The sequence below is a fragment of the Microbacterium rhizophilum genome (genome assembly GCF_039605615.1).
GTDB lineage: Bacteria > Actinomycetota > Actinomycetes > Actinomycetales > Microbacteriaceae > Microbacterium > Microbacterium rhizophilus.
This window is the reverse complement of record NZ_JBCNUN010000009.1, coordinates 105,918-122,095: the sequence shown is the minus strand read 5'-3', so window position 1 is coordinate 122,095 and position 16,178 is coordinate 105,918. Positions and strand designations below refer to the sequence as shown.

General features: G+C 67.5%; 15 protein-coding genes. 8 read left to right on the top strand and 7 right to left on the bottom strand.

Going from position 1 to position 16,178, the window contains the following annotated elements; all coding sequences use genetic code 11:
* Positions 1-61: 61 nt before the first annotated feature.
* From glmM to AAD528_RS14270, 7 genes are all read right to left on the bottom strand, one after another.
* Positions 62-1,417, bottom strand: coding sequence for a phosphoglucosamine mutase (glmM, locus tag AAD528_RS14300; RefSeq protein WP_345752749.1), 1,356 nt, complete (start codon positions 1,415-1,417; stop codon positions 62-64).
* 16 nt (positions 1,418-1,433) lie between these two features.
* Complete coding sequence (gene rpsI, locus AAD528_RS14295; protein ID WP_375339632.1) at positions 1,434-1,901, bottom strand: 30S ribosomal protein S9; 468 nt, start codon at positions 1,899-1,901, stop codon at positions 1,434-1,436.
* 23 nt (positions 1,902-1,924) lie between these two features.
* The gene (gene rplM, locus AAD528_RS14290; RefSeq protein WP_221858776.1) at positions 1,925-2,371 is read right to left on the bottom strand and encodes a 50S ribosomal protein L13; all 447 of its coding nucleotides are present in this window, start codon (positions 2,369-2,371) and stop codon (positions 1,925-1,927) included.
* Between the two features lie 142 nt (positions 2,372-2,513).
* On the bottom strand, positions 2,514-3,191 hold the full coding sequence (locus AAD528_RS14285; protein ID WP_345752748.1) for a hypothetical protein: 678 nt from the start codon (positions 3,189-3,191) through the stop codon (positions 2,514-2,516).
* A gap of 1 nt (position 3,192) precedes the next feature.
* On the bottom strand, positions 3,193-4,137 hold the full coding sequence (locus AAD528_RS14280; protein WP_345752747.1) for a hypothetical protein: 945 nt from the start codon (positions 4,135-4,137) through the stop codon (positions 3,193-3,195).
* Between the two features lie 7 nt (positions 4,138-4,144).
* Positions 4,145-5,677 carry a tyrosine-protein kinase domain-containing protein gene (locus tag AAD528_RS14275; RefSeq protein WP_345752746.1) on the bottom strand — a complete coding sequence of 511 codons (1,533 nt, stop codon included), beginning with the start codon at positions 5,675-5,677 and terminating at the stop codon, positions 4,145-4,147.
* A 60-nt stretch (positions 5,678-5,737) separates the two neighbouring features.
* Positions 5,738-6,340, bottom strand: coding sequence for an arsenate reductase/protein-tyrosine-phosphatase family protein (locus AAD528_RS14270; protein WP_345752745.1), 603 nt, complete (start codon positions 6,338-6,340; stop codon positions 5,738-5,740).
* 82 nt (positions 6,341-6,422) lie between these two features.
* Here AAD528_RS14270 and AAD528_RS14265 point away from each other — a divergent pair, with 82 nt between their 5' ends.
* The 8 genes from AAD528_RS14265 (at position 6,423) to AAD528_RS14230 (ending at position 16,133) form a co-directional block, all read left to right on the top strand.
* Complete coding sequence (locus tag AAD528_RS14265; protein ID WP_345752744.1) at positions 6,423-7,220, top strand: CPBP family intramembrane glutamic endopeptidase; 798 nt, start codon at positions 6,423-6,425, stop codon at positions 7,218-7,220.
* A gap of 188 nt (positions 7,221-7,408) precedes the next feature.
* A complete protein-coding gene (locus tag AAD528_RS14260) occupies positions 7,409-8,578 on the top strand; it encodes a glycosyltransferase (RefSeq protein ID WP_345752743.1) in 1,170 nt (389 codons plus the stop codon).
* Between the two features lie 67 nt (positions 8,579-8,645).
* Positions 8,646-9,698, top strand: a complete 1,053-nt coding sequence (locus tag AAD528_RS14255) for a glycosyltransferase family 4 protein (RefSeq protein ID WP_345752742.1) — start codon at positions 8,646-8,648, stop codon at positions 9,696-9,698.
* Positions 9,699-9,712: 14 nt separating this feature from the next.
* On the top strand, positions 9,713-11,521 hold the full coding sequence (locus AAD528_RS14250; RefSeq protein ID WP_345752741.1) for a glycosyltransferase: 1,809 nt from the start codon (positions 9,713-9,715) through the stop codon (positions 11,519-11,521).
* Between the two features lie 5 nt (positions 11,522-11,526).
* The gene (locus AAD528_RS14245; protein WP_345752740.1) at positions 11,527-12,504 is read left to right on the top strand and encodes a glycosyltransferase family protein; all 978 of its coding nucleotides are present in this window, start codon (positions 11,527-11,529) and stop codon (positions 12,502-12,504) included.
* On the top strand, positions 12,501-13,376 hold the full coding sequence (locus AAD528_RS14240) for a glycosyltransferase (RefSeq protein WP_345752739.1): 876 nt from the start codon (positions 12,501-12,503) through the stop codon (positions 13,374-13,376). The genes AAD528_RS14245 and AAD528_RS14240 overlap by 4 nt, the downstream gene beginning before the upstream one ends.
* A complete protein-coding gene (locus AAD528_RS14235; protein ID WP_345752738.1) occupies positions 13,373-14,602 on the top strand; it encodes a hypothetical protein in 1,230 nt (409 codons plus the stop codon). Before AAD528_RS14240 ends, AAD528_RS14235 begins: the two co-directional genes overlap by 4 nt.
* A gap of 235 nt (positions 14,603-14,837) precedes the next feature.
* Positions 14,838-16,133, top strand: coding sequence for an O-antigen ligase family protein (locus tag AAD528_RS14230; RefSeq protein ID WP_345752737.1), 1,296 nt, complete (start codon positions 14,838-14,840; stop codon positions 16,131-16,133).
* Positions 16,134-16,178: the final 45 nt, after the last annotated feature.

Below are 16,178 nucleotides of genomic sequence, written 5' to 3'. Positions count from 1 at the left end.
GTCGCACTGGTTGAGCGATCGACCGAACCGAGGGAGTCGAACCACCCGGCCGCCCAGAGCCCTATAGCGAGAGCCGCTCCCGCACGATGTCCGCCAGCCGCTCGGCCGCTCGCTGGGCCGTCGTCTCGTCGGCGGCCTCGACCATCACGCGCACGAGCTGCTCGGTGCCGGAGGCGCGCAGCAGCACGCGGCCGCTGTCGCCGAGCTCGGTCTCGACGGCGCGGACGGCGTCCTGCACGCCCTCGTCGGAGACGCGCGTGCGATCCACGTCGCGGACGTTGATCAGCACCTGCGGGTAGACGGTCATGATCGAGGCCAGCTCGGCGAGCGACTTGCCCGTGCGCGCCATCTCGGCAACGAGGTGCAGGCCCGTGAGCAGGCCGTCGCCGGTCGTGGCGAAGTCGCTCATGATGACGTGGCCCGACTGCTCGCCGCCGAGCGAGTAGCCCCCGGCGTTCATCTCTTCGAGCACGTACCGGTCGCCGACCGCGGTCTTCAGCACCGCGATGCCGCGCTCGCGCATGGCCATCAGCAGGCCGAGGTTGCTCATCACGGTGGCGACGAGAGTGTCGTCCTTGAGGACCCCGCGCTCCTGCATGGAGGCGGCGAGGATCGCCATGATCTGGTCGCCGTCGACGACGCGACCCTGCGCGTCCACGGCGAGGCAGCGGTCCGCGTCGCCGTCGTGGGCGATGCCGATGTCGGCGCCGGCGCGCACGACCGCCTCGGCGAGCTGGTCGAGGTGCGTCGATCCGACGCCGTCGTTGATGTTGATGCCGTCGGGCTCCGCGCCGATCACGGTCACGCGGGCGCCCGCGTCGCGGAACGTCTCGGGCGAGACGCCGGCGGCGGCGCCGTGCGCGCAGTCGAGCACGACGTGGATGCCGTCGAGGCGGTGCGGCAGCGACTGCAGCAGGTGCAGGACGTAGCGGTCCTCGGCGTCGGCGAAGACGCGGATGCGGCCGACGTCGCCTCCCGTGGGGAGCAGCTTGGGCGCGTCCAGCGCGGCCTCGATGCGCTGCTCGACCTCATCGGGGAGCTTCACGCCGCCGCGGGCGAAGATCTTGATGCCGTTGTCGGGCGCGGGGTTGTGCGACGCCGACACCATGACGCCGAAGTCCGCGTCGCGGTCGGCGACGAGGAACGCCAGACCCGGGGTGGGGATGACGCCGGCGTCGTAGACGTCGATGCCGGATGCGGCCAGACCGGCCGACACGGCAGCCGACAGGAACTGCCCTGAGATACGAGGGTCGCGGCCGATGACGACCTCCGCACGGCGACCCGCGGCCCGGCGGGCCTCGGCCGAACGGCCCTGGCCCAGGACGACCGCGGTCGCCTGGGCCAGGGACAGAGCCAGGTCGGCGGTGAGGGTGCCATTGGCGAGCCCTCGCACACCGTCTGTGCCGAAGAGGGGCATAGAAGCCTCGTGCGCCTTAGCGCTTCGAGAACTGCGACGCCTTGCGGGCCTTCTTGAGACCGGCCTTCTTGCGCTCGATGACGCGCGCGTCGCGCGTGAGGAAGCCGGCCTTCTTCAGGGTCGGTCGGTTGTTCTCACGGTCGATCTCGTTCAGCGAACGGGCGATGGCGAGGCGCAGCGCGCCGGCCTGACCCGAGGGGCCGCCGCCCGAGATGCGCGCGACGACGTCGTAGGCGCCGCCGAGGCTGAGCACCGTGAACGGGTCGTTGATCAGCTGCTGGTGCAGCTTGTTCGGGAAGTAGTCCTCGATCGTGCGGCCGTTGACCGTGATCGTGCCCGAGCCCGGGACGACGCGCACGCGGGCGATGGCCTGCTTGCGACGGCCCACGGCGGCGCCGGAAACGTTGAGGACGGGACGGGGGGCGTCGACGGCCTCGGTGGCCGGCGTCTCCGTCGAGTAGTTCTGAGTGTCGATGTCAGTCACGTTGAATCCTTGGATGCCGGCGCTTACTGGGCGACCTGGTCGAGGGTGAAGGTCTTGGGCTGCTGCGCGGCGTGCGGGTGCTCGGCACCGACGTACACCTTCAGCTTCGAGAGCTGCTGGCGACCCAGCGAGTTCTTGGGGAGCATGCCGCGGATGGCCTTCTCGACGGCGCGGACGGGGTTCTTCTCGAGGAGCTCGGAGTACGAGACGGCCTTGAGGCCGCCCGGGTAACCCGAGTGACGGTAGGCCTTCTTCTGCTCGAGCTTCTGGCCCGTGAGCGCGACCTTGTCGGCGTTCACGATGATGACGAAGTCGCCCATGTCCATGTGGGGAGCGAAGGTGGCCTTGTGCTTGCCACGCAGGAGCGCGGCGGCGTGCGAGGCGAGGCGTCCGAGGACGACGTCGGTGGCATCGATCACGAGCCACTCGCGCTGGGCCTCACCGGCCTTCGGGGTGTAAGTGCGCGTCACAGTAGTGCTGCTTTCTTATCGAACGGAGTCGTTCGTGAATCCCACTCCGGGGCGGTTCTCGATGAGAACCAGCCGGTGGAGGGCTCACGTTCGCTGGGCCCGCAGTGGGCACCAAGGATCTACCTTAACACGGCCGCGGCGCTCAACCCACCTCGAGGGCGGCCAGCACGTCGCCGCTCCACACATACAGGCGGCCATCGGCGTAGTCGATCGCGATCGGATCCGCCGGGTCCATCCCCGTCTCGCACGTCTCCCAAGAATCGCCGGAGAACGCGACACCGTCGCAGCCCTCCGTCTCGCGAGCGACGTAGCCGCCCTCGGTGACGGCGAGCGCCCCCTCGGGCAGGGTCGGGACGTCCACCTTCGGGCTCTCCTCCCACGCGTCGCCCTCGGAGTTGGTGTGCCGCCCCGCGACGGTGCAGGATCCGTCGCCGGTCGCGATCACGACGGACGCCTGGTCGACCGCGTCACCCGGGGTGAGCGCGAGCAGCTCGGCCGCGTCGCCGGGAGTCGCGACGCGCCACGTGACGGCGTCGGCGGTGCGCTCGAGCTTCGGAGCGATGCCCTCGGCGCACGACCCGGCGGTGCCGCGCCACAGCACACCGCCGCCGTCGAGCGCGAGGAACCGTCGGCGGGGGTCGGCCGTCGCGGTCGGCGTCGGCGTCACCACGACGGCGGGCTCGACGCTCGCCGCGGGAGCCGGCGCGCTCACGACTTCTGCGCGGATCGGGATCGTGACGATCCAGGCGATCGCCGCGATGCCGACGACCGCGAGCAGCGCGTACCGCACCCAGCGGCCGAGAACCATCATGCGAGACATGTCAGCTCGCTCCGGCGGACGCGACGGCGGATCCGGATGAGCGCACCTCGTCGCCCGACCACAGCCACAGCGATCCGGCGTCGGTGGCGTCCAGTGCGAGCGGCAGCGCCGGGTCCAGACCCGTCTCGCAGACGACCGCAACCGGTTCCTCATCCGGGGCGACGAGGGACAGCTGCACCCCGTCGCACTCCGGATCCACGTGCGCGATGTAGAGGCCCTCCGCGCCGACCGCCACGGCGATCGACGCGGGCACGGCCTCCGCGGTCCACGTCGCGCCGTCCCACCACGACACCTGCCCGTCGCACACGAGCGCGACGACGGCGCCCGAGCTGCGCACGCTGCGCGGCTCGGCGCACGGAGCCTCCGTCTCGCCGCCGGGCGTGACCAGGACGCCGTCGGGGGTCAGGTAGCTGCGCGCCGCGAGCACCTCGGGATAGTCGCTCCAGAAGGAGCCGTCGCTGAACGTGCGCATCGCCCGCGGATCGCACGGATCACCCGCCGACGCGTCGTCGAGCACGGTCGCCACCGCCTCGGCCTGCACATCGGCGAAGTCCTCCAGGCTCATCACCTGGGTGATGCCGCGGTACGCCGGCGTGACGTCGGCCCACGTGACGCCGTCGTCGCCCGAGCGCTCGAGCACGGGCGGGATGTCGAGCTGGCACGAGCCGGCGGTCACGCGCCACAGCACGCCGTTCACCCCGGCGGCGAGAAACCGCTCCGCCTCGCGCGGCACGACGGCCGGGGCCGTGGCCGAGCCGACCGGGGTCGGCAGCGCGCTCTGCGCGGGCGTCGGGGGCGCGGTCCCGTCGGCATCGCTGGCGGGCTCGGAGGACGGCGGCGCCGACACCCGCTGCATCGCCATCACGGCGAGCGCGCCCACGACGACGGCGAGCACCGCGACGACCGCGATGCCCGTCCACGCTCGGGCGGAAGGCTGACGGACCACGGTCGGGTCAGGCCGAGTCTCGGACGTTCTGAGCCGCGTTCGAGCGGCGTCGAGCGCCCTCGGGGGCCGCGTGGTGCGCAGTCTGGGCGGCCAGCGCCGCCTTAGCGGCCTTCGCCGCGCGACGGCGCTCGCGGCCCGACTGCGGCGCCTCCTCGGCGGCGTACCCGTAGCCATAGCCGTACCCGTAGCCGTAGTCGTAGGCATCCGGACCGCGCGTGGGCACCATGGTCAGCACGAGACCCGCGACGCGCGCGTCGACCGTCTCGAGCGCGTCCAGGGCGCCGGCGAGCTGGTTGCGGTGCGTCGAGTTCGCGGCGACCGCCAGGATCGCGCCGCTCGTGCGCTTGGCGAGCACGGCCGCGTCGGTGACGGGCAGCAGCGGCGGCGCATCCAGGATCACGATGTCGGCGTCGCGGCTGAAGTCCTCGAGCAGCTGGGCCATCTGCGCCGAGCCGAGCAGCTCGCTCGGGTTCGGCGGAATCTTGCCCGACGGCAGGATGTACAGCGACCTGCGGCCCCACTTCTGCAGCACGTCGGTGAGCTCGGCGCGGCCGATCAGCACGTCGGTCAGGCCCACGCCGCCCTCGATGCCGAGGTACTCGGCCACCTTCGGCTTGCGCAGATCCGCGTCGATCAGCACGACGCGCTTGCCCGCATCCGCGAGCGCGATCGCCAGGTTCACGGCGGTGGTCGACTTGCCCTCGCTCGGCATGCTGGAGGTCATCACGAAGCTCTTGCCGCCCTCGAAGTCGAGGAACTGCAGGTTCGTGCGCAGCGCGCGGAACGCCTCGCTGCGCGGGTTGAGCGGATCTGCCTGCAGGATGATCGGCCGCTCCTTGGCGCGCGGGTCGAGCGGGATCGCGCCGATGATCGCACGGTCGGTGAGCGCCGTGATGTCGCGGCTGGAGCGGATGCGGGTGTCGAGTACCGTGCGCAGGACCGCGAAGGCGACACCGAGCGCGAGGCCCACGAGCGCACCGAGAGCGAGGTTGAGCGGCACGTTGGGGCTCACCGGGGTCTCGGCGGGAACAGCCGACGTGATGGGGGTCACCTTCACCGGGCTCGTCTCGGTGCCAGGCAGGGTCTCGACCTCGTCGATCGCGGCGGTGAGCTCGGAGGCGATGGAGTTGGCGACGTCCGCGGCGAGCGCGGCGGACGCGTCGGTGACGGTGATCCGCACGATCGTCGTGTCGAGCGGGCTGCTCACGGCGACGGCCTCCGCCAACTCAGCGGCGGTCACCGGCACCCCGAGGTCGGCGATCACGGGATCGAGCACCTTCGGCGCGGTCGCGAGCTGCACGTAGGAGGTCACACGCTGCTGCGTGTACATGTTGCCCTGCTGCTGCTCGCCGATCGTCGCACCCGCCTGCGACGAGACGAAGATCTCGCTCGTCGATTCGTACAGTGGCGTACGCGTCAACGAGTACACCGCCGCGGCCCCGACGCCCACGAGGGCGATCACGACGATGATGATCCAGTTCTTTCGAAGGATCCGGATGTAGTCGCTCAGTTCCACGAGTGCCTTTCGATCGACGCCCATATTCCCACACGGGAACGGGAGTGCCCGGGCGCTGTGCCGCTGACGCGGCGGGTGGTCATCTCACGCCGCCACTGTGTGGGAGGCGGCCGGTCCTCCCGCCGCGACGCGGATGACGCGGGCCACGTCCTCGATGGCCGGGATGAGCTGGGACGCGCTCAGCACATACGTCTCCCACGGGCGGCGGTACGGGTCGATCACGTCGTCGTCGACGGCCGCGGGCGGCGGGTCGATCACGCCGCGCAGGCTCGAGACGAATGCGAGCACGCGCCGCAGTCGCTCCTGCGGATCGGCGATGCCGGCCACGGCCTCCTCGAGCTCGGCGTCGGTCGCCTCGCGGCCGAGGCGCGCGAGCTCGCGCAGCGTGAACGTGGCGCGGAGGCGGTTCGGCACGAGGTCGACGATCGCGTGCCGATGCTCGCGCGCCATGCCCAGGATCAGGTCCGCGTCACCCAGGACCGACTCGACGGCCAAGCGGGCGCGGTGCGCCTCGAGGGCTTCGGGGGCGACCCCGCTCTCGAGCGCGATGCGGCCGGTCTCCTCGGTCGCCGGCTCGTCGACGAGCGCGCGCATTCCGGCGCTTTCCACCATCACGGGAAGGCCCTTCAGCCGTTCCGCGAGAAGCAGCGCGGCCAGCGGAGAACGGCAGACATTGCCGGTGCACACCGTGAGAATCCGCAACATCACCGCCTCCCGGCTACGTTTAATCCTGCTTGTCCCGCGATGTTATCGCTCGAATCGAGGTCCCATGAATCCGCAGAATGCGAGCGAACCGGGCGGTGCCGATATCCAGGCTCGCATTGCGAAGATCGATCCGCCCTCGCGCCGTTCTTCGCACGTCTCGAGCACTCGCACGTGGCGGGATGGAAGCCGCACGGCACGTCGCTGGGACACCGAGCTGCTGGCATGGGCGGCCCTCTGCGTGGGCGGCGGCGCCATCGCATCCATCCTGCTGCGCACGCTGATCCCGACCACTGCCGGATCGCTGATGAGCGCGCTGGCGATGTGGGCGGGCATGGCCGCGCCGGTCGTCCTCGCCTTCCGCCGCAGCCGCCCGCGCGGGCTGCTGCGATTCCGCTGGGTGGACGTGCTCTACGCGATCGTGCTCGGCGGTGCGCTCAGGATCATCCAGGGCTGGTTCGCGGTCGCCGCCGGTGACAGCGGCGCTTTTCCCACGTATCCGCTTGTCGACGGGCGACTCCCCGACCTCTGGTGGCTGACCTCGCTCGTCGGGCCCGTGGCGATCGCGCCCCTGCTCGAGGAGTTCCTCTTCCGCGGTGTCGTCCTCGTCGCGGTGTTCCGCCTCGCGCGCCGCGGCCTCGACGGCGGCGCGCTGGCCCTCGTCGCCTCGACGGCGGCATTCGTCGCGCTCCACGCGATCAGCGGGATGGCGTCGTGGGCCGAGCCCGTATCGCTCACGTTCGTCGGGCTCACGTGCGCGCTGCTCGTCCTGCTGACGGGTCGCATCTGGGGCGCGGTGCTGACTCATGTCGTGTTCAACGCGAGCGCCGTCGGCCTTGCGCTCATCGGGACAATGCTCGCGTGATCTCGATAAGTGGGACATCATCGCGTCAAAGTGCCCGGGCAGCGGGCAACATATCAGAATAGGGACACGGCGTTTGTCACGAGCGTTTAACCTTCATGATTGGGCATTCAACGAGGACGGCCCCGCTCCCCCCGCTGATACCCGCCGCAACCACGGCGTATGCATTTCTCCCCCGAAGGATGCCCCAAATGCCTCAGGCCGACCACCGCTCGACTACGAGATCGGTCGCGATCATCGGCACGCGAGGCTACCCGAGCTACTACGGCGGCTTCGAGACGGCCGTCCGCAAGCTCGCTCCCTACCTCGCTGACCGCGGCTGGGACGTCACTGTCTACGGCCGCGAGGGCGCGGTCGCGCCGGACGACATCGACCTGGATCCGCGCGTGCGCTCGGTGATCACCCGGGGCATCGACACGAAGTCGTTCAGCACCCTCTCCTACGGGTTCTTCTCCGCACTCGACGCGATGCGCCGCAAGCCCGATCTGGCGATCGTGATGAACGTGGCCAACGGCTTCATCCTGCCGCTGCTGGCGATGCGCGGCATCCCCACGCTCGTGAACGTCGACGGCATCGAGTGGGAGCGCGCCAAGTGGGGCCGCATCGCCAAGGCCGTCTTCAAGCTGGGCGCGCACGCCGCCGCCCGTTGGGGCAGCCGACTGGTCTATGACTCCGAGGAGATCGCGCGCCGCTGGCACGCCGAGTTCCGTCGCGACGGCGACTTCATCCCATATGGCGGCGACACCCGCGACCCGCTCCCGGTCGAGCCCGGCCTAACCTCGCGCGAGTACGCGCTCTACGTCGCCCGCTTCGTGCCCGAGAACTCCGTCGCCGAGTTCTTCGACGCCGCCGAGCGGCTCGCGGTCGACACGGACGTCGTGATCGTGGGGTCGAGCGGATACGGCAGCGACTTCGATGACCACGCGCGCGAGCTGGCGGCCCGCGAGCCGCGCGTGCGCTGGCTCGGCCACGTGAGCGACGACGACCGCCTGCACGCGCTGTGGCAGCACGCCGGCGCGTACTTCCACGGCCACAGCGTCGGCGGCACGAACCCCGCACTCGTGCAGGCGATGGCTCTGGGCGCCCCGGTGATCGCGCGCGACACGGTCTACAACCGTGAGGTGCTCGGCGAGGCGGCGGTCTTCACGCAGCCCGACGCCATCGCGATCGCCGCCGCCGTTCGTCAGGTGCTGACCGACACCGAACTCCAGACCGCGCTGGCCGAAGGCGCCGCTGAGCGCGCCGTCGGCGTGTATACGTGGGACGTGGTCAACGCGCTGTACGAGAACTCGCTGATGAACTTGGCGGAGGCACGGATCGATCATCGAGCCGAGGGACACGCGAGCGCCCCTCTTCGCTGAGTACGCGATTCAGGAGCTAACTACGCACGCGGGCTTGTCATTCCGAGCTCGAACCACCCAAGGGTCAATGAGTATGCACACCGATAGCGATCGTCGATTGTCGGTGCGAGTCATACCGGAACTTCGGGCGGCACACCTCGCACGCCATGTCTGGGACCCCACTGAGATAGTGCTCTACCGGCACACCAACCCCGACCTGCGCGAGGCCATGCCCGATTACTGCCGACAGGTGACTCTCTGGTCCGTGGCCCGGACATTGCGTCACCTCCGACCGACCGTGGTCGAATTGCCCGAGCCACTGTGGCTGCGCGCCCTACCGCTCACGGCAGTGGCAGGCGCCGCGGCACGGATCGTACCGGGGGCCCGCCCTCTCGTCGTCTCGTATTGCATCGAGAACAGCGAGCTCAGCACCCTGATGTCATATCGCGGGCGTTCACTTCGGTGGGCGCTGACGAAGCCTCTTGCCGCGATGGTCGCGTTGCTGTTCGACCGACTCGCTTACGGCACCCCCGACGCGCAACGGACATACGCGGCTCTGACGCGTGGCGCCCGCCCGCGGACTCGCCTCTTCCTCGAGCTCGCGGCCCCCGCAGCGCGCTCTGCTTCCGGGAGCGCCTCGGATGCGCTGTTTGTCGGCAGGCTCGAGCACCGTAAGGGCATCCACGAGCTGCTTGCCGCGTGGGAAGCGATCGAGGCGCGATGCCACGCGAGCATCACGGTGATCGGCGACGGGCCGGAACGTGCGGCCGTGCAGGAGTGGGCCGAGCGAAATCCGACGCGACGCACGTATCGCCGCCATGTTCCGCACATCGAGCTACCGGAAATCTACGCAAACCATCGGGTGCTCGCCGCCCCCTCGGTGAGGGACGGTCGCTGGAGAGAGCAAGTCGGACTTCCCATCAAGGAGGCACTCCAGCACGGACTCACAGTGGTCACCACCAGGGAGACTGGCCTCGCGGCGTGGCTCGACGACCAGGGGCACGTAGTGATCGAATACGTGAGCCAGCTCGCCGAAGCAATGCTATCTGCGCTGCAGGCTCCACTCGATCCGCAGGTCGTTCGGAGGGCGCTCCCTGTCGTCGATGGCAGGCGCGTCGCGCACGATTGGCTACGAGAGTGAAGGAGCAACCGCACATGCGGGACGTCGCGGTAGTTGTCGTCCATCATCGACGGCATTCCGGCATCGGGGCAGTTGTCGCCGGATTCGTCGATCAGGGCGTTGCGCCTGCCCATATCGTCGTGGTCGACAACTCGGATATGCCTGACCGTGACGACGATCTCGTCCGCGCGCTCCCGTCAGCGACCGAGGTCCTCTTCGTCGAGAATCACGGATACGGTGCTGCTGCGAATGCCGGGCGAGCTTACCTAAAGCAACGAGGACTCACATACGACTTTCTCGTGATCAGCACGCACGAAGTGCGCCTCGAGTCGAACTGCATCTCGCTGCTCAAGGCAGCGCTGACTGAAGATCCTCTTGCTGCCGCCGCGGGTCCCACACTTCATACGGAAAACCAGCCAGGTCAGGCCACAGTGTGGTCAACCGGCGGCGGCCTCCGTCCCTTGAGCGGACTTCCCTTCCATCATCGAGGAGCGCACGCGGTATCGGAGGTCTCGATCAGTAAGTGGGTCGATGGCGCGTTGGTGATGTACCGCGATGAGGCGCTTCCCGCTGAGATGTTCGACGAGACGTTTGTGATGTACGTGGAAGAAGTAGATCTTCATCTCCGCCTCGCCGCGGCCGGATGGCGTGTTCTGAGCGTGCACCGTGCAAGCGCCTGGCAGAGCACGGGGGGCACCCCTCCGTTCTACTTTGCGAGGAACACACGCTTGCTTGCTCGCAAGCATGGCAACATCGCGAGGCGCACGCTGGGGGTCGGTTATGGGCTGGCGCGCCGCATGCTCCAGTTGGTCCGTTCCCGAGACATCCATGGGATTCGGCGCCTATGGGAGGGGGCACGTGCTCCGCTACCTGATCGCCGAGCTGCGACTGTCATCGTGAATCCGCTCCGCGGGGCGCTCGCCCACTACGGCATCGAGTTGCGTGAGACCATCGGGCCGGACTTCGGCGAGGTCCGAGAGATCGCGTACGCGGAGCCCTCCTTCGGCGGAATCAGCCGTGCCAAGTGGCTGACGAATCACGTAAGAGCTCTCGCGCAGGCGCGTCGCCTTCGGAAGCCAGGCGGACAGATCATTGTCCTCTGGCCGGTCCTCGGCTTCTTCGATGTCCTTCTGCTCAAAGCAATCTGCGGACGAGGAGCGCTGATCATGCACGATCCGACGCCACTGGTGCGCGCTGTCGGTTACGGCTCAGGGGCGAAGGCCGTTGCGCGATTGTTCGGACGGGGCGTGACTGTCATCGCGCACAGCAAACGCGCCCTCGAAGAAGTCACGCGGACGCTGCCGGCGAATCGCGTCGGGCAGGTGTTGCATCCGATTCGCTTCGGGGCGGCAGTCGTCGGCCCAGAACGAAATGCGCGTCCGCGGATCGCCGTGCTCGGACAGTACAAGTCCGAGCGCGACAGTGAGCTCCTCCTCGAACTGGCAAAGCAGATGCATGACGCCGTCGACCTGCGGATTGCCGGAAAGGGCTGGCCTGAGCTGCCGGGCTGGGACGTCGAGGCGCGCTTCCTATCAGAGGCGGAGTTCACGCGCGAGATCGGCGACGCGAACGTCGTCCTCATCCCGTATCGCCGCTTCTATCAGAGTGGTGTCGCTGTGAGGGCACTGGAGAACGGGGTGCCCGTCGTCGGCCCGCGCTCCTCCGCGCTAGCGGATCTCCTGGGGGATGCGAAGTCGTTGCTGGCAGCCGACTCCGTGGAATCGTGGGTCCGGGCAGTGAGAGCCGCCTTGCAAATGTCCGCCGAGGATGTTGCCGCGCTGCGGACCGAGTATCGGACTCGTAGCCGGGAGAGCTGGTCGGATCTGATCGGACAGAGAAGATGAGTGTCATGGTGGTGACCCTGGGCCCCCGCGCGGCGGCCGCGGAGTGGCACCAAATCGAGCAGGTCAGCGACATCGTCACCCTGGATCGCGCGCGGCCCGACGGCCGTCGTCTTGGCAGCCGGGCCCTCGGCCTCGGCGCAGACGCAGTCTTTGTCACGGCGAAGTCGCTCTTCCATCGACGCACCGACCTCACCCTCGCGACCAATCCGTGGATCGGCGTCGCGCTACGCGCAATCCGTCGCGGCCCGCTCGTCGTCACCGGCCTATACGCGGCGTCCGGTACCCGGCAGTGGGAGATGCTACGCAACATCCTGCGTCGCACACCGGTGATCACCTGGACGGGGGTCGAAGCCGAAGCGTGGGCGGCCGAGGGCGGAATAGCCACCTTCACGCATTACGGCAACACCTTCCCCTATGACTTCGCTCCGCTTCGGAAGCCAAGTGAGCAGAGACGTATATTCATCGGCGGCTCTTCCGACCGGGACGGCGCTCTCATAGATCACCTCATTACAGAAGTGCTCAACTCTCCGTTGCCGACCCGTCTTGATATCGCGGTCGGCACAGAGCCTGGTGAGATGGCGCGTGGCCGCAATAGCGTTGTGAGCCATGGCCGCCTCCCTCAGGAGCAGTTCGGCCGCCTCCTCGGCGCGGCCGACGTCGCTTACTTGCCGCTGGTGGAGGGCGGCCGCGCCGCGGGGCACATGCTCACTGTCGGCGCCCTCCAGCTGGGAATTCCCGTTGTCGCCTCGCTCAACGTCGGCATGAGCGAATACATCGACGGTACCTACGTCCGTTGGGCCGACAGTGATCGCGACATACTTGAGCAGCTCGTCCACGTGATCGACGAGAAGCACAACCGCTCGGCGATCCGCGCGTATTGGGAAAAGCACTACTCGCGACGTGCCCTGATGTCGCGACTCGCCGTCATTCTCAACGAGCTCCTCCCGGACGCTTCGCCTGCGCGGGGATCGGAAGACGCATGACTCGCCCCGATACCGGCGCGGTCGTGGTCACCTATAACCCCGACATCGATCTCCTTGATGAGTGTCTTGGCCACGCGGCGCGGGAGGTGTCTGCCCTGCTGATCGTCGACAATGGCTCCGCGAATGTGGCTGACGTCCGGCGTCTTTGCGTCGCACATGACGCGACGCTCGTCGAACTCGGCAGCAATCACGGCATCGCCCGGGCGCTGAACACCGGCCTCGAGAACCTGTCGAGCCTCGGCATGGACTTCGCGCTTCTGCTCGACCAGGACTCCGTCCTCCGCGCCGGCTCTGTCGAAGCCCTCCGTTCGAACACGTTGCAACCCGCGGTGGGCATTGCGACCGCATCGGTCCAGGAACGGCGCACCGGCACGACGCAGCGGGGACAGGTCGACGTGAACTACTGCATCTCCTCCGGCTCGCTGTTACGGCTGTCGACATGGCGGGACTTGGAAGGCTACGACGAGGACATGTTCATCGACTTCGTCGACTTCGATTACTGCGCTCGACTCCGCATCGCTGGACACCGGATCGTGCGGAGCGACCGCGCCGCGATCTCACACACAATCGGCCGCGCAGAGAAGCGTCGGCTCGGAGTGATCTACAACTATCCGCCGCAGCGCCTTGAGCACATGGCACGCGACATGGTGCATTTCGCGATCAAGCATCGCCGGACTCCGCCGGGCCTGCGACCTCCCCGCACCAGCCCTTTCGGCGTGGCCATGGTTCTCGCGCGGAAGACTGCCCTGATTCTTCTCTACGAGAACAATCGTCTAGCGAAGGCTGGTGCCATCATCCGGGGTGCGGCATATGGCGTAACTCGCATACTGACTTCGAGTGGACTTCGACGCGCAGTTGGCGGGCGTTCGTGATCAAGAACTGGGCGCACTCACTTGCCCCACTGCTGTCGATTACTTCGCAGGGCATCGGCGTCGCGCAGCTCGCGCTCTTACTCTGGCGAATTGGCCCCAATCAGCACACCGACGCATACCTCTATCTGTTCAACATGGGAATGCTTCCGACGCAGATCGTCATTGTCGGCGTTGTCTTCCCGATGCTACTGAATCGGGACAGGATCTCGAAAAGGCAGGCCACCGTCGTCAGGCACTCGGTGCCGCTGCTCGCTTGCATCTTCGTCGTCGGCGCTTGCGCATGGCTATGGATGAACGAGCGGCTGGACACGGCGATGATCCCGCTCGTCCTGGCTTCGATCGCGAACGCGTTCGTTCAGTCAAAGCTCTGGTTCCGAGCCGTGGCCGCCGAAGCCGGTGGAGATCCGAACTGGATCTCTGGAATCGCCATTCCCGCGAACAGTCTTGCCGTTGTCGCCTTGCTCCTTCCCCTTCAGAAAGCCGATCTCATCCTGGCGATGATCGTTGCCTTGGTTCTCGGCAACGGTGTTCTGCTTGCCACGATGTGGAAGCACCGTATCGGCGACCGCACCCTGGACGAACTCCCCCACGCGCGAACACCTGGCTCTCGCGCCGAGGGGTGGTTCCTGACGAAGGCCGGCGTCAGCTATGGCGGACTCGCCATCATCCAATCGATGGCCGTTATTCTCCCTCCCGCCATGCTGACGCTGCTTAGCGTCGCCGCGAAGATCGTCGCCTCGCTCGTGGCGACGTTCGTCAACGCGATCATGCCGCGCATCGTGCACCAGGCCTCGACGTCTCTCGAGCCCAGCATGCGGTTTCTTTCGTGGCTATACGCGGGCGCAGTTGCCGCCGCTGCGGCGCTCATCGCTGCGGCTTGGTGGCTCAGGCCAGATCTGATTTCGCTTGCCATGTGCGTGGGTCTTTGGCTCGCAGGCTCAGCCTCTAACGCCGTCGGACAGCGGGCCGCTTATCGATTCCTTCCAGCCAACGTGTCGCGAATCACGATTCTTGTAGTTCCCCTCATCACGGTTCTCACCGTGATCTCCGCAACCGTGGAGACATTTCAACTCATCACCCTGATCTGCGCATATGCGGCGGTCGATGCGATTACCGGCGCGGTGCTACTAGTGCGCATGCGACAGCGGCGCAACGCTTCCATCGCACTCACTGTCATCGTTCTGCTTGGAGTGATGTGGACATGGTCACTCATCGTCGGCGGCTAGTCCTCCGGCAAGAGTAGGCCGCGATCGGAGAATCGGGTAGCCACAAAGCGGTACGACGCCCGTTCGCGTTGAAGCTGAACACCGAGCTTCACCGTCAATTCGCGATCTACACCTCCACTTTGCCGCTCGGCGGGAGTCCCCAGCTGGTCAACAGGCTTGCGTGGCTCTGCTCGCAGCATCCGATCTCTGTCACGAGTAGCTCAGGGTGCTCGTCGCGTGCGGGTACGCTTTCCCTGTGCTCGTGGCGCTTGTCGGTCTCGCGATCGCCAGCCTCGGTGCGGTCATCCTTGGGACCTACCGCCGCGATAGGCTGGCGGCGTTCGTCGGCGTACCCGTGATTTCCCTGGTGTTGCTGGTGCCAACGTTCTACGTCGAGAACCAGACGATCAAGAATGTCGCACTGCTCGTTATCATCGGAGCTTCTGTAGCGCTCTTCGCGCTTCGTCCCGCACATCCCCGGGGCATGTGGCTCCTGATCGCCTATTTCGGGGTGCTTCTGCTCTCGACCCTCCTACACCCAGCAGTCGCCGAGATCGGCGCCTGGGTCACCGTCGCATTGCCCGCCCTAGCGGTCGTCGTCGTCATGGTGAGCGCCTCGCCTGGGGAGGTGACGACCATCGCGCGGTTCATAATCGGCCTCAGCACAGCAGAGGCTGCGTATGCGGTGCTTGAGATGCTCCGCATCGCACCCCGGCTCTGGGGGAACTCGGTCAGCTACCCGCACCAGATCCTGCCTGGCCTGGTTCGGGGCGAGGGGACGCTCGGTCAGCCGCTGATGCTGGCACTGCTCCTCCTCCTCGCACTGACCCTCACTCTTGGGAAGAGCGGCCCCCGTGGAGCTCGTCGTGTCGCGATCGCCGCGGTTCTCATCGCGGGCCTCGTCGCCACTGGCAGCAGGTCGGCGCTCATCGTCGCGGTCGCAGTTATTCTGTTCTCCATCGGCGGGAAGCTCTGGACGCGCATTGCGGTGGGCATGTTCTCGGCACTAACACTCGTGGTCTACCTCGCGGCGAGCGGGTTCTTCACCGGCAGCATCGTCCAGAACTTCCTGACGGGCGACTCGGTCAGCCACCGTTCTGGTGCGCTCGAAGCGATCCCGAAGCTGCTCGGTCAGACTCCGGGCGAAGTGCTTCTGGGCAGCGGGCACGGCTCCACAGCCCGCCTGTTCGGCCAAGGCCTCCTTCAGAGCGGTTCCTTCTATGCGATCGACAACCAACTCGTCAGCACTCTCGCGACCGGCGGTGTCGTCGCACTCGCCTTGCTCGTGATCGCGATTGTCCACGGGTTCCGAATCGGAGCAGGTTCTCGTATCCCGCTCGTCGCTGTCGTAGTGCTGTTCCTCACGTTCGACGTTCTCGCATGGCCCGCGGGCGCAGCGCTCTTCAGCTTCGCGATGGGCCTCGCCCTCGCCGCGCGAATGCCCGCGCGCGAAAGCGACCACAACACGTCGACGCCCACACACCTCAGAGACGAAGCGACACGCACGACCGCGACCCGCCCTCTCCGGAGCATGTCGCTTGTACGCCCGTGACCTTCAGAGCCACTTGGTCTTGAACACGCGTCAGAAACGGAGACG